The 13,935-nt window shown below is 47.5% G+C and carries 15 protein-coding genes; 12 read left to right on the top strand and 3 right to left on the bottom strand.

Annotated features, from left to right (window positions below; genetic code table 11):
• Positions 1-26: 26 nt before the first annotated feature.
• A complete protein-coding gene (locus tag M2404_RS10080) occupies positions 27-398 on the bottom strand; it encodes a DUF6746 family protein (RefSeq protein ID WP_259239604.1) in 372 nt (123 codons plus the stop codon).
• A 427-nt stretch (positions 399-825) separates the two neighbouring features.
• Between M2404_RS10080 and M2404_RS10075 the strand changes: the two genes are divergently transcribed.
• Together M2404_RS10075 and M2404_RS10070 are read left to right on the top strand one after the other, a co-directional pair.
• The gene (locus M2404_RS10075) at positions 826-978 is read left to right on the top strand and encodes a hypothetical protein (RefSeq protein ID WP_259239603.1); all 153 of its coding nucleotides are present in this window, start codon (positions 826-828) and stop codon (positions 976-978) included.
• A 131-nt stretch (positions 979-1,109) separates the two neighbouring features.
• Entirely contained in the window at positions 1,110-1,463 is a 354-nt protein-coding gene (locus M2404_RS10070; RefSeq protein WP_259239602.1) for a VOC family protein, read from the top strand.
• Positions 1,464-1,529: 66 nt separating this feature from the next.
• On the opposite strand, the gene M2404_RS10065 is transcribed toward M2404_RS10070, so the two are convergent.
• On the bottom strand, positions 1,530-1,787 hold the full coding sequence (locus M2404_RS10065) for a hypothetical protein (RefSeq protein ID WP_259239601.1): 258 nt from the start codon (positions 1,785-1,787) through the stop codon (positions 1,530-1,532).
• 265 nt (positions 1,788-2,052) lie between these two features.
• On the opposite strand from M2404_RS10065, the gene M2404_RS10060 reads away from it, so the two are divergent.
• Positions 2,053-2,805 carry a substrate-binding periplasmic protein gene (locus M2404_RS10060; protein ID WP_259239600.1) on the top strand — a complete coding sequence of 251 codons (753 nt, stop codon included), beginning with the start codon at positions 2,053-2,055 and terminating at the stop codon, positions 2,803-2,805.
• Between the two features lie 35 nt (positions 2,806-2,840).
• Here the strand turns inward: M2404_RS10060 and ettA are convergent, their stop codons facing one another.
• Positions 2,841-4,502, bottom strand: coding sequence for an energy-dependent translational throttle protein EttA (ettA, locus tag M2404_RS10055; RefSeq protein ID WP_259239599.1), 1,662 nt, complete (start codon positions 4,500-4,502; stop codon positions 2,841-2,843).
• A 160-nt stretch (positions 4,503-4,662) separates the two neighbouring features.
• Here ettA and M2404_RS10050 point away from each other — a divergent pair, with 160 nt between their 5' ends.
• From M2404_RS10050 to truA, 9 genes are all read left to right on the top strand, one after another.
• Positions 4,663-5,016 carry a DUF2750 domain-containing protein gene (locus M2404_RS10050; protein WP_259239598.1) on the top strand — a complete coding sequence of 118 codons (354 nt, stop codon included), beginning with the start codon at positions 4,663-4,665 and terminating at the stop codon, positions 5,014-5,016.
• 143 nt (positions 5,017-5,159) lie between these two features.
• Entirely contained in the window at positions 5,160-5,804 is a 645-nt protein-coding gene (gene folE, locus M2404_RS10045) for a GTP cyclohydrolase I FolE (protein ID WP_092794893.1), read from the top strand.
• A gap of 128 nt (positions 5,805-5,932) precedes the next feature.
• Positions 5,933-6,562, top strand: coding sequence for a PepSY-associated TM helix domain-containing protein (locus tag M2404_RS10040; protein WP_259239596.1), 630 nt, complete (start codon positions 5,933-5,935; stop codon positions 6,560-6,562).
• 32 nt (positions 6,563-6,594) lie between these two features.
• Positions 6,595-7,092, top strand: coding sequence for a DUF2271 domain-containing protein (locus M2404_RS10035; RefSeq protein ID WP_259239595.1), 498 nt, complete (start codon positions 6,595-6,597; stop codon positions 7,090-7,092).
• 38 nt (positions 7,093-7,130) lie between these two features.
• Entirely contained in the window at positions 7,131-7,931 is an 801-nt protein-coding gene (locus M2404_RS10030; protein WP_259239594.1) for a DUF4198 domain-containing protein, read from the top strand.
• A 102-nt stretch (positions 7,932-8,033) separates the two neighbouring features.
• Positions 8,034-9,155, top strand: a complete 1,122-nt coding sequence (locus M2404_RS10025) for a 4-phosphoerythronate dehydrogenase (protein WP_259239592.1) — start codon at positions 8,034-8,036, stop codon at positions 9,153-9,155.
• Between the two features lie 14 nt (positions 9,156-9,169).
• Positions 9,170-10,189 (top strand): aspartate-semialdehyde dehydrogenase, encoded by a 1,020-nt coding sequence (locus M2404_RS10020; RefSeq protein WP_259239590.1) that lies wholly within the window; start codon positions 9,170-9,172, stop codon positions 10,187-10,189.
• Between the two features lie 255 nt (positions 10,190-10,444).
• Positions 10,445-13,066 (top strand): FimV/HubP family polar landmark protein, encoded by a 2,622-nt coding sequence (locus M2404_RS10015; protein ID WP_259239588.1) that lies wholly within the window; start codon positions 10,445-10,447, stop codon positions 13,064-13,066.
• Positions 13,067-13,129: 63 nt separating this feature from the next.
• Positions 13,130-13,915, top strand: a complete 786-nt coding sequence (gene truA / locus M2404_RS10010) for a tRNA pseudouridine(38-40) synthase TruA (protein WP_259239587.1) — start codon at positions 13,130-13,132, stop codon at positions 13,913-13,915.
• Positions 13,916-13,935: the final 20 nt, after the last annotated feature.

Raw genomic sequence — 13,935 nt, 5'->3', positions numbered from 1 at the left:
CCGGGTTCGCCGGGCTTGCTATTTAATTACTTCACCAGTGTTTGTGCTGCTTTAATATAAGCATCACCGCGATCTTTTGCTGTTGCTGTATCCATATGCTCAGAAGCAACATGCACCTCTTCCAGCACGTCTTTTAATTTGCCGGTTTCAGTATGAATTTTTTCCAGCGCCACCTCAATGGTGTAGGTTAGTTCGTGAATTTCTACCATTGCCAGTGGTGTTAGCTCGCCTGCCAACACAGCTTTTAGCTTTTGATTATACTCACTGAAGTTGGCTACTGCCTGCTCCAGTGTTTCTGAAGGTTTACCTTTATAATGATCCGGCCGCTCATCGGCCTGAACCAGCGCAGAACTTAATAAAGCCGCTGTAACCAATGTTGCAGAGAAGATTTTTTTCATACTAAACTCCAAATGTAAATGAGAACCTTTCGCAACTAATTTAGCATATAACCAAGCCGTAGCCTACCAGAAACACTAAAAAGCTGCATTTTTGCATCTGACAACTTTTTAGCAAGATTTTTTGATTAGAATAACTAACCAAAATTATGTCGGGTATATTCAGGTAAACGCCTTGCGGCTTCTGTGTGTTTTGGATAGAAGATGCAGGTTTTTCGCATAATTTACTATTTTAAATGCATAAAAATTATTTTACGTTGGTTTGTGCTGTTATGTTTAGCATTCATATTGTTGAATGCCCTATGAATTCCATCTTTAGTTTGCATTAGATTTTTTAATGTATTGATTGCAATTTATCTCGTTCGTGAGTTGTGCAAAAAGTCGGCATAATGCACAGCATACAGGCAATGGTGAAACACAGAGGTGAAGCATGACAACATTAAATACTGCAGCAGATAAACATAATGTTACTGGCAAGCGCAGCAATGCTATTGGCCGTGCTTTGCTGATACGCCGTATTAACCACTTGTTGGCTCAGATGGGCCGGGCTCTAAACACCGGTTCTATGGTAAGAAGTAAATAAATCAGAGTGTTCTGCTACAGAAAAGCCACGCGCCCTCCAACCCGCGTGGCTTTTCTGTTTCTGCTATCTTGTTAGCGCTGGTGGCTTGCATTACATTAGTAGATAAATGGGTAGAACTGGGAGCTTAAGTAATGAGTGGGCATGAAAAAATCAATTATGTAGAGCTTCCGGCAAGTAATTTAGCGGCAGCAAAGCAGTTTTACGGGCAGGTCTTTGGCTGGGTATTTGCAGACTACGGCCCTGATTATGTGGCTTTTGCCAACTCAGGTCTGGATGGAGGCTTTTACCGGGCGGCAAAACAATCCAGCGTTGCAGCAGGTGCGGCCCTGATAGTGTTATACAGTAAAGATTTGCAGCAAACAGAAGCTAAGATCCTTGCTGCTGGCGGCACTATTGTTAAACCTGTTTTTACCTTTCCCGGTGGGCGCCGGTTTCATTTTGCTGATCCGAACGGCAATGAACTGGCTGTGTGGTCAGAGCAGTAAAAGCATGCCGCTTACGCAGTATTGCTGTCGTAAGCGGATTGTCTGGTGCCGGCATAACTGCAGCCCTTATTTTTTGCTGTCAGATGTTTGTCCGGCAGTTTTTGTTACGTGTTGTACAGCCTGCTCAGAACCGTTTGAGAAAAACAATTCCGTTGCCGTTTTTTCCAATGCAGTTTTGGCTTGTTGCTTGATATTGTTACCCAACTCTGCCAGTTGATTGCTTACCACCTCAGTTAAATTGTCAGTAATGGTGTTTGCCTGTGCAGGTGCTGTAAAGCCGATTGCGATAACAGTTGCCAGAGTAAGTGCAGTTAGGGTTTTCATATTTTTTGTCCTTTGGTTTTGGGTTAGTGTTATTTACACACCTACCTATTACAAGCTGCGTGCCAGAATGAAAGAAATATTTATCCACATGATTTAAAACAATTTTATTCCATTCCCGCTATTTCTATTTTTTTACTCTGTTTGATATTGCCAACTCGGGTTAGCCAATTTGACTAAAAATTAGCTTATTTTTATTTGTACACTGGCTATGAAAGCAGAACTGCAATAGTCTATGTTACAGAGTAAAAAAAGCCGGGCAGGCAAAGTGACTAAATTAAAATTACTATTGGGTTTACTGTATTGTGTGAGTTTTACTGTAACGGCTGTTGCGCCTTTGCGGGTGGTAACGGAGCTCTCTCCGCCACATCAGACATTACAGCAGGGCGAAGTAGCCGGGCTTAGCACGGCATTGGTAAAAGCTGTACTGGCAGAAGCTAAGCTGGATGCCAAAATTGAAATATACCCGTGGGCCCGCTCATTCCGTATCGCCCGTAGCCAGCCGAATGTCCTTATTTACAATATGGCCCGCACGGCTGAACGTGAAAACGAGTTTCACTGGATAGGCACTGTTGCCGCTTATCAGTTGGGTTTTGTTGCATTAAGTCATCGCAACGATATTAAAATTGAAAAACTGCAGGATGCTAAAGCATTTACTATTGCAGTTCAGCGGGATGATTTATCTGCTAATTTTTTAATAAATAACGGTTTTACGCCTGGGCAGCAATTGGTGTTGTCTGCCGATATTACTGAATCCTGGCAATTATTACTCCATGGCAAGGTCGATTTAGTTATTGACGATCCGGTAGCTTTGGCTGATATGGCTGCTAACCTGAAATTGCCGGAGAAATACATCCGTTTTGTATATGCAGTGCCGGAGTTAGCACAACAAACCTGGCTTGCTGCCAATATACAGACATCACCAGAGCTGGTGGCAAGATTAAAGCAAGCTCATCAGAAAGTGGCCACGACAGAGCTTTATCAACAGATTATGTTATCCAGTTATCATCCGCAGCAATAAAAAAACGCCCGCAGTGTAGCGGGCGTTATAACGCATCAGATTTTTTTGTACTTAATACGGTGTGGCTCTAAAGCATCCGCACCATAAGTGGCCTTTAACCAGGTTTCATAGTCTGAGTAGTTACCTTCAAAGAAATTCACTTTGCCTTCATCACGGTAATCCAGAATATGCGTAGCGATACGGTCAAGGAACCAACGGTCATGCGAAATCACCATAGCGCAGCCCGGGAAGTCGAGCAGGGCGTTTTCAAGGGCGCGCAGTGTTTCTACGTCCAAATCGTTGGTCGGCTCATCCAGTAGCAACATATTGCCGCCGGCTTTTAGCAGTGCAGCTAAATGTACACGGTTACGCTCGCCGCCCGATAGCTCACCGATAAATTTTTGCTGATCGTTACCTTTAAAGTTAAAGCGGCCCACGTAAGCCCGGCTGGGGATCTGAAAGTTGCCTATTTGCAGCATATCCTGACCGTTAGAAATTTCCTGCCATACGGTGTTTTTCGGGTTCATATTGTCGCGGAACTGATCAACACTGGCTAATTGCACGGTGTCGCCGACACTGATATCACCGGAGTCAGCTTGCTCTGCGCCGCTGATCATTTTAAATAATGTCGATTTACCGGCACCGTTCGGGCCGATAATACCAACGATAGCGCCTTTGGGAATACTGAAGCTTAAATCATCGATCAATAAGCGATCGCCAAAAGACTTACGCAGGTGGTTAACTTCCAGCACTTTATCGCCCAGGCGCGGCCCTGGTGGAATAAACAGCTCGTTGGTTTCGTTGCGCTTTTGAAACTCCTGGCTTTGCAGTTCTTCAAAGCGTGCCATCCGCGCTTTACTCTTGGCATGCCGGCCTTTCGGGTTAGTACGCACCCATTCAAGCTCCTGCTTAATTGAGCGCTGGCGGGCATTTTCGGTTTTTTCTTCCTGTTGTAAACGGGCATCTTTTTGCTCCAGCCAGGAAGAGTAATTACCTTCCCAAGGAATGCCATAGCCACGGTCCAGCTCTAAAATCCAGCCAGCAACGTTATCAAGGAAATAACGGTCGTGGGTAATGGCTACGACAGTGCCGGGGTAATCGTGCAGGAAGCGCTCCAGCCAGGCAACAGATTCGGCGTCCAGGTGGTTGGTTGGTTCGTCCAGCAACAGCATGTCTGGCCGTTCTAGCAATAAGCGGCAAATAGCCACGCGGCGGCGTTCACCACCGGATAAATGCTCAATCTTGGCATCCCACGGTGGCAGGCGCAGTGCATCGGCGGCGCGCTCCAGCGTATTATCCAGGTTATGGCCTTCTTTAGCCTGGATCAGGGCTTCCAGTTCGCCTTGCTCGCGGGCTAAGGCATCAAAGTCAGCATTTTCATCAGCATAGGCAGCGTAAACTTCATCTAAGCGGGTCAGGGCATTTTTAACGTCACTGACGGCCTCTTCAACGATTTCACGTACTGTTTTGCTTGGATCCAATTGAGGCTCTTGCGGCAGATAGCCTATTTTAGTGCCTGCCAGTGGCCGGGCTTCGCCTTCAAACTCTTTATCGACACCTGCCATAATGCGCAGCAGGGTCGATTTACCGGAGCCGTTTAAGCCCAGCACACCAATTTTGGCGCCGGGGAAGAAAGATAATGAAATGTCTTTTAAAATAGTGCGCTTAGGTGGCACCACCTTCGACACACGATGCATTGAGTAGATATATTGAGCCATGTTTTATCTGCTTATCATTGCGGGTAATAGTGTCGGCAATTGTACGTTATTTTCACCGGGCAGGGAAAGGCGCGGCGAGGGCAGATAAGATAAAACTCGCTTTTACGCCGTGCTTTCTGGTCTAATAGCAAATGGTACTTTACCCCGGGTGGAAATGAATATGAGTCAATTTGCGCAAGATCCCAGTTTTCAGCGTTTCGTTGAAGAAGCTAAAACCCATGGTGTGGTTTATGTATTAGCAGACGGTGAAGATCTGCTGGTAGTTGAATCGGTAGAATTTGAAGACACTGACGTAATGCCATTCTGGTCAGATGAAGCATCTGCTACAGCGCATTGCTCAGAAGAGTGGGCAGTGTATAAAGCAGAAGCCATTCCGCTGGATGTATTTTGTGATGGCTGGTTAAAAGAAATGTACGATGATGGCGTGTTAATTGGCACTAACTGGGACGAAAGTTTAAACGGCCCTGAGGTTGAACCGCGCGAGTTACTGGAAGCCCTGTCGCTGGTGCAATAAGCCTTTCTGCTGTTTAAAGCCTTGCGGTTTTCCCGGCTGCAGGGCTTTGCTGATCATAAAAATGGCAAAAAAATGACTTTACTCTTAAACTATCGGCCTTGGCGGCACGTATTGTTGGTCTAACAGCCGGTTTGGATATAGTTATGTTATCAGAAGAAGCAGTATTGGTACGAAGCGCATTAGAAGCACTGGGGTTAGAAACTCCGATGCTGGACAATGGTTTGTCGCGCGATCAGAAGTACGACAAGATAAACAGCCTGATGGCGGAAGTTGTCAGCACGCTGGGCCTGGATTTACGGGATGACAGCTTAAGCGAAACACCGCACCGGATTGCCAAAATGTATGTTGATGAGATTTTTGGCGGCCTTAATTATGCTAACTTCCCGAAAATGGCATTGATTGAAAACAAAATGCAGGTAAAGGAAATGGTGAAGGTGAAGGATATCAGCTTTACCAGCACCTGCGAGCATCATTTTGTTACGATTGATGGTTATGCAACGGTGGCCTATATTCCGGAAAAACGCATTATCGGTTTATCAAAAATTAACCGTATAGTACGCTTTTTTGCTCAGCGCCCGCAGGTGCAGGAACGTTTAACGCAACAGGTTCTGGTGGCAATGCAAACCTTGCTGCAAACCCAAAATGTGGCGGTAACAATGGAAGCGGTGCATTACTGCGTAAAATCGCGTGGCGTAATGGATGTTAACTCCAAAACCCAAACTACAGCGCTTGGCGGTATCTTTAAAGATGATGGCCGTACCCGCGCCGAGTTTCTTGCCCGCTACTAAAGCTTTGTTTTGTATAGTTTACTGATATTAAGGCGCTTAAATGCGCCTTTTTTATACCTTGTTTTTTTGTTGCAAATGCGAATTGTTATCAGTATTATGCCGATAACTTTTTTACCGGTAGTGTTGTAATGATAGAACGAGGTCGTGGCCCTGTGCTGGCAAAATTTATGCGGTTGCTGCACAGCTACAGCTCAATGCTGGTGTTGGTACTGCTGCTGTTTTTTGCTATTACCGGCATAACCCTGAACCACCCTGATCTGTTGTACAGCACGGCTGGTAAAAGCAGCCGTCAGCAAGTGCTGACATTACCTGAGGCCTTGCAATATTCCGATTTACCTCAGTCAGACAGCGAGCAAGCTGCCATTGCTTTGCAGTTTCGTGATTGGCTGAGCCGCGAGCATCAGGTTAAAGCATCGGTATTCAGTTATCAGTTTGATACTGACGATAGCTTGCTGGAACTGGATTTTAAACGCCCGGCCGGGTATGCCTCAGTAGTGGTTGATTTTGCCGCCAACACTGCCGAGCTGGAGCTGGAGTTTAATGGCTATCTGGCACTGCTAAACGATTTACACAAAGGCCGCAATGCCGGGCTTAGCTGGCTGTTGTTAATTGATCTTACTGCAGTTGCCTGCATTATTTTTGCTCTGACCGGGTTTTATCTGATGCTTAAGCAAGCCACGCGGCGCAGTGTCGGTAACAGCCTGGCCATGCTGGGTATTTTTATCAGTTTGTTTGCATATATCTTGTCGTTACATTAACGCCGCTGTTGGCGTATTGCAGAGGGAACATTATGAAGTTAACCGGTGCTTGTTTATGTGTATGTGCAGCGGCCTTATTTGGCCACACAACGGCACAGGCTGCACAAAGCGATATTAAGCTGGAATTACCGGCAATAGAAACCAGCCAGTACCACCGGCCTTATGTTGCCGTGTGGATTGAAGATGCACAGCAGCAACCGGTAAAACTGATTGCGCTGTGGGTAGAAAAACCAGACTGGTTAAAAGATTTACGCCGCTTTTGGCGCAAAATCGGCCGCAGCAACACCGCCCTGGTGGATGCCGTAAGCGGTGCCACGCAAAAGCCAGGTAGCTACACCCTGCACTGGGACGGAAGCAACGATGACGGCAGTGCACTGCCGGCTGGCAAGTATACGCTTTTTGTTGAAGCAGCACGTGAGCAGGGAGGCCGTAGCCTGGCTAAGCATGATTTTACCCTGCCAGCGACAAATGCAGTAATCGAAATAGCCGCCGATGGTGAGCTTGGCGACATCAGCGCAATATTGCGCTGAGTAATACCTGAATTGACAGACTATTAAGGAATATTGAAATGTTAAAAAAAGCAGCATTAGTAATGTCGGCATTGTGTATCAGTGCCAGTGTCAGTGCTCATACATTATGGCTGATACCCAGCCACTACGTGTTATCTAAGCAAGACAGCTGGATAGCCGTGGATGCCTCAGCTGCCAACATGACATTCGTACCGGATAAAGGCATTGGTTTAACCAGCCTTAAACTGTATACCCCTGATGGCAAAGCACAGGATGTGACGACTGTATATCAGGGTAAGCGTAAATCTATGGCCGATGTACAGCTATCCGGCGATGGGACTTACCGGCTGGAAATGGCTAACCCGCTGCGTTATTTCACCAGCTATGAGCTAAACGGTGAGCGCAAACGGCTAATGGCAAATAAACAGGAGCGTGCGGCACAGCTACCCGCCGGAGCCTCAAAAGTAGAAACAGTGCAAATGCGCAGCCGCAATTTTGCTTATGTTACAGTAAACAGCCCGACACAAACGGTGCTGAAACTACAAAACGCCGGGCTGGAAATCAGTAGCAATACACACCCGGCCGATGCGGTAGCAGAAGAAACACTGCAATTTGTATTTCATCTGGATGGTAAACCGCAGGCGGGAGTAAAAGGCATCCTTTCTTATGAAGGTGAGTTGTATCGTAACGATGCTGGCCGGGTTGAATTTGAAACCGACAGCAAAGGCCAGTTTAGTTTTACGCCACAACACGCCGGGCGCTATTTAATTGAAGCATCGTACTCTGCTGATACTGCTACCGCTCTGGCAGATAAAGTACGTGAATCGGTGACCTTTACCTTTGAAGTGGCTCTGCCATAACCAAGCAATTTATTGTTTTATCCTGTAAAGCCAGCCTGTTTCGATAGGCTGGCTTTATGCTATTTGCTACACTCTGGCGCAAAATATTTGCAGGGAAACCTTATGCGCATTTTTGCTGATGAGAACATGCCGCTGGTGCAGCCATTTTTTGCTCAGTTTGGTAATGTCAGCTTATTTAATGGCCGTACTGTAACGGCTGAGCAACTGGCCGGGGCTGATATTCTGCTGGTGCGCTCAGTAACACCGGTAAATGCTGCTTTGTTAAGCCAGTGCCCGCAACTGCGCTTTGTTGGTACTGCCACCATTGGTATGGATCATATTGATCAGCCTTACCTGGCACAGCGTAATATCAGTTTTTCCAGTGCGCCGGGTTGTAATGCGCAATCTGTGGTCGAATATGTGCTTAGCAGCCTGTGGTGTCTGGCCGATAAATATCAGTGGCAGTTAACTGAAAAAATCGTCGGTGTAGTTGGCGTGGGCAATATTGGCCAGCGGCTGGTAAATGCCTTACGGGCACTTAATATTACCGTATTACAATGCGATCCGCTGCGGGCACAGCAGGAGGCTGATTTTGCCCATACTGATTTTGCAGATGTATGCCGGCAAGCCGATATTATTAGCTTTCATACTCCGCTTATTAGCAACGGCCCTTTTGCAACCCGACATTTACTGAATGACACAACATTAGCGCAGCTCAAACCCGATTGTGCAATTATTAACGCCTCACGTGGCGCAGTGGTGGATAATCAGGCCTTACTTGGCGATCTGAGCCGTACCAGTCACAGGAGAGCGGTGGTGCTGGATGTGTGGGAGCAAGAGCCGGATATTCTTACGGCATTACTACCTTATATTGATATTGCCACAGCACATATTGCCGGCCATAGCGTTGAAGGCAAAGCCCGTGGTACCGAAATGTTATACCAGCGCTGCTGTGAATTGTTTGGCCAACCGGTAAAACAACAGTTAAGCCAGTTGCTTGCAGTGCCAGCAATGGAAAAATTGCAAATTAGTGCAGATTTTGGGCTTCCAGATGTCCAAAATTTGGCAAGACTGTTATATGATGTGCGGCGTGATGATGCAATACTGCGCCATTACCTGCAGCGTAACGGCTTTGACTGGCTTCGAAAGTCATATCCACCGCGGCGTGAATTCAGCTCATTACAACTGTGTGGCAAAGTGATACCCGCTTATCTGCCGCAGTTAGGTTTTAGCCTCGCACAATAACTAGAGGAACTGTCATGGCTTCGCAATATAATGTTGCCGTTTTAGGAGCAACAGGATTAGTAGGACAACATTTAATTGAAATTCTGGAGCAGCGCGACTTCCCGGTTGCTGAACTGTTCCCTTTAGCCAGCAGCCGCTCTGCTGGTGGTACCGTGACGTTCAAAGGCAAGAAGATTAAGGTTATTGACGCAGAAACCTTCGACTGGTCAAAAGCACAGATTGGTTTGTTTTCTGCCGGTGGCAGTGTCTCAGCCATTTATGCGCCAAAGGCTGCTGATGCGGGTTGTGTGGTGATCGACAATACCTCACACTACCGTTACGAGCCGGATATCCCTCTGGTGGTACCGGAAGTTAACCCTCATGCGATTGCTGATTACCGCAACCGCAATATTATTGCCAACCCAAATTGCTCTACTATTCAGATGTTGGTGGCACTAAAGCCTATCCATGATGCAGTGGGCATTAGCCGTATTAATGTTGCAACCTATCAGTCGGTAAGTGGTGCAGGCCAGGACGCTGTAGAGGCATTAGCGCATGAAGCCGCCCAACTGATGAATGGCCGCCCGATTGAGAAAGAGGGCCAGTTTGCCCGCCAGATCGCCTTTAATGTGATCCCGCAAATTGATGTATTTATGGATAACGGCTACACCAAAGAAGAAATGAAAATGCACTGGGAAACGCAGAAGATCTTCGGTGACGACAGCATTGCTGTTAACGCCACAGCGGTACGGGTGCCGGTATTTTTCGGCCATGCCGAAGCGGTGCATATTGAAACCCGGATGCCAATCAGTGTCGAGCAGGTAAAAGCCTTGCTGGCCGAAGCGCCAGGTGTGGTGTTACTGGAAAACAATGCCGATTTCCCTACTCAGGTATGCAGTGCTGCGGGTAAGGATGAAGTATTTGTTGGCCGCATCCGGCAGGATTTATCACACGAAAATGGCATAAACCTGTGGGTTGTAGCAGATAACATCCGTAAAGGCGCTGCCACCAACAGTATTCAGATTGCAGAGCATCTGATCCGCGATTATCTCTAGTTGTATTAAACCCAGGCATAGAATGCCCGGTATGGCAGGCCCCGCATGGGGCCTTGTTGTTTTTATGCCCGGTTAATTTCACTACGTTTTTTTAACACTGGTCAGAATGGCTGCCTTGCTTTATATTTTCAGCATTTAGTTACCACATATAGTTGGAACAGTGTTTGCAGGTCGTTTGCAGTTAACGCTAAAGATTACTGCAGTTGCTGCCGATTTCTTCTGTAAATGCGCCTGATTTTGGGGTAGGGGACATTAATGCCTTGGTTATTTGTTTTACTGATTACTGTGCTTGTCAATTTTTCGTCGTCCTTGCAGGCACAGGAAAGTACCACCCAGATCCGTGGGCCGCGTGGTTCTGATGCGGTTACGCCTTCGCAAATCCGCGGACCGCGCGCTACAGATACCGTTGCACCAGCTGAACAAATTGGCCCGTTAAGCCCCGCTGACACACTATGGCGTGTAGCTGAGCGTGTTAAACCGGCCGGTAATATCAGCCTGTATCAGGTGATGTATGCGTTATACCTGAAAAACCCCGATGCATTTCTTGAAGATAATCTTAATCACTTAAAACCCGGTGCCATACTGATGGTGCCATCGTTGCAGGAAATCCAGCAGGTTGACGTTGGCATTGCCAGACAAAAAGCTGAGCAGGATGACAAAATCTGGGCACAGCGGCAAAAAGCTGCCGCGCCAAAACCCGTTGCTACAGCAAGCAACAGCGGTGCTGCAGCCAGTATAACGCCACCGCAATGGCAGGCAGAGTTAAAACGGCTGGACGAACAGCAACGCCAGCAGCTTGACGGTTTACGCAGCCAGTTTGCTGACTCAATGCAACTGGTTGAAACCATGGCGCAGGAAAATTTGCAGTTAAAAACCAGTTTAACCAAGTTGCAGCAAGAGCTGGAATTACTGAAGGTTCAGTTAGGTGAGGACAGTGACATTCAGCAGCAAATTGAGCTGTTAGTACAACAGCAGGCTCAGTTACTGCAAGCTAAAGCGGATGAAGACGCTGCAGCAAAACTGGCCGCAGAACAGAGTTTTGACTGGCAAAGCCTGCTGCAAAACCCGTTAAGCTGGATCCTCGCCGCCTGTATACCGGCATTGCTGGTACTGTTCAGCGTGTTGTTGTGGGTAAAAAAACGCGGCCAGAAAACAGAAGAAGTAATTAATGCAGCCCGTACAGAACCCCTGGCAGATCCAACCTATCATTCACCGCTGCCGCCGCTGGAAGAAAATGATGAGCTGGATGAAAGCCTGTTCGAAATTGATGATGCATTACTCGAAGATGCCTTCGTTGATGACACTATCTTAGCAGACAGCAGTGCTGACAGTGACCTGCTGCAGTTTGACGATGCCCTCACTTTTGAAGATGACAGTTTATTGCCTGCGGCAGATAGCAAAGCAGAGCAGCCAGCAAAACAGGATACGCTATTTGATACTGATAATATATTGTCTGACAGTGACTTATCAGCCCTTTTTGCAGCAGCCGATGATGATGATGCCATTGTAGAGCTTGCCGATAACGATCATAGTCAGGACGATATATTAAACGAGGCTGACATCCGGCCAGAGGCAAGCACTGACACGCTGGCGGATGAGGAAGTGTTTGACGAATTTGATATAGATGATCTGATTGAAGAAGTTGCACTGGATGAAGACGACGATGAACTGGCTGAGCTGACCGGCCAGGAGCAGGATATGCTGGCAGCGTTGGCACGCCAGGCCCCTGCGCCCGTTGCTCCTGAAACTGAAACCGCCAGTATTGAAACTGAGCCGGACATTACTCTGGACGACACTTTACTGACAGAGCCGGAGCAAAGCTTTGACAGCTCAGAGCTGGAGGAGTTTGCTGAAAGCCTGGTCGCTGAAAGCGAAGCTGCGCAGCCTGACGTTATACCTGAATATGAACTGACAGAAGATGAAGCACTGCTAAATGCAGAGTTAAATGAACTGTTGGATCAGGTAGATGCGCTTGACGATGTGGCAAGCGAAGAAGCCGCTATTCATACTGTTACGCCGCAGGATATCGGGCTGGAACAGCTTTCGGCAGAGCCGGACAGCGAGGCAGCAGACGAGCCTGACACCACACTTGTTGAGACGGCACCACTTGATACTGCAGCAATTGATACCAGCCCGGATGAACCGGATGATGCGCTGATTGATGACGCTGAAGAATTAAAAGCCGAAAATACAACGCTGCAAAACCTTGACCTGACGGCACTGGACGACATTTCTGTCAGCCGGCCAACTGAAGCGGCATTGTCGGTAGAAAACCCCAGCAAGATACTTGAGCAATACCCTGAGCTGGAACTGGCTGATGATGTTTTGGCAGATGAGTTTGATCCGGCGTTTGAATTGTCTGAGACCAGTGAAGCGTTGGCTGACGAAGCGGTTGACATTGAGCTGGATCCCATGCCGGAAGCACAGTTTGATACGCTGATGACCGAACTAGAGGCCATGGCTGATAATCTGGAGCTGACAGACGCCACTGCAGACGATGAGGTTGATTTTAATTTCACAGATGCCACTGACTCAATAGCAGCACCTGTGGCTGAAGATTTTGATTTTGCCGATGACGATTTTGTAGAAATTGACAAGTTGCTGGCCAGTGCCGATCAACAGGAATTGGATCCAGAGCGGTTCAATAAATTAAATGTTGATGTCGGGCTGGAAGAGTTTGCTGATATTATCGGCGAACACGAGCAACGTGATGTTGACAGAGAAGATAATGGCTACGCAGCCAAACTCGACTTAGTGCGGGCTTATATCGAAATTGACGATAAAGAAAGCGCCACTATGTTGCTGGATGACATTCTTAGCTCTGACGCGCCGCAAAATGTGAAAACCGAAGCTGCGAAACTAAAGCAAACCGAATAAGTGCCAACACTGCATATTAATGGCGGTTGCGGTATAATCGCCGCCGTTTAACAGGGGGATGGCATGCGCATTGCGTTAGGTATTGAGTACGATGGGGCCGGCTTTTATGGCTGGCAGCGTCAGCGTGAAGTAAACAGCGTACAGCAGGAACTGGAAATTGCACTGTCTAAAGTTGCAAACCAGCCGGTAGAATTGTTTTGTGCTGGCCGCACTGATGCGGGGGTTCATGCCACCGGGCAGGTCGTGCATTTTGATACCACTGCTGTGCGTGATGATAAAGCCTGGGTAATGGGTACTAATGCCCAGTTGCCTGATGCAATCGCCGTGCGTTGGGCTAAAGCCGTGCCTGACGATTTTCACGCCCGTTTTAGCGCCACAGCCCGCCGTTACCGCTATATTATTTATAACCATAAATTCCGACCGGCCATTTTACGCGCTGGTTTAAGCCACTATCATCAAAACCTGGATACAGATTTGATGCAGCAGGCTGGCGAATATTTGCTGGGTGAGCAGGATTTCAGCTCGTTCAGAGCTGTACAATGTCAGTCGCATAGCCCGTTTCGTAATGTGCATCACTTACGTATTAGCAGGCAGGGCGACTATATTATTCTGGATATTAAAGCCAATGCGTTTTTGCATCATATGGTACGTAATATTACCGGTAGTTTGCTGGAAGTCGGCATGAAAAACCGCCCGCCAGAATGGATTGCTGAGCTTTTAGCGGCCAAAGATCGTAATCTTGCCGCCGCAACAGCCAAACCCGGTGGGCTTTATCTGGTAGAGGTAGATTATCCTGCGCACTTTGCCTTACCTAAGGCGGTAACCGGTCCGCTGTTTTTACCAGACTAAAAGCTGTTTGACTGCCTTAC

The organism is Rheinheimera pacifica (assembly GCF_024809855.1).
Classification (GTDB): Bacteria; Pseudomonadota; Gammaproteobacteria; order Enterobacterales; family Alteromonadaceae; genus Alishewanella; species Alishewanella pacifica_A.
The sequence above is the reverse complement of the archived record's forward strand: the minus strand, read 5'-3'. Positions and strand labels throughout refer to the sequence as shown.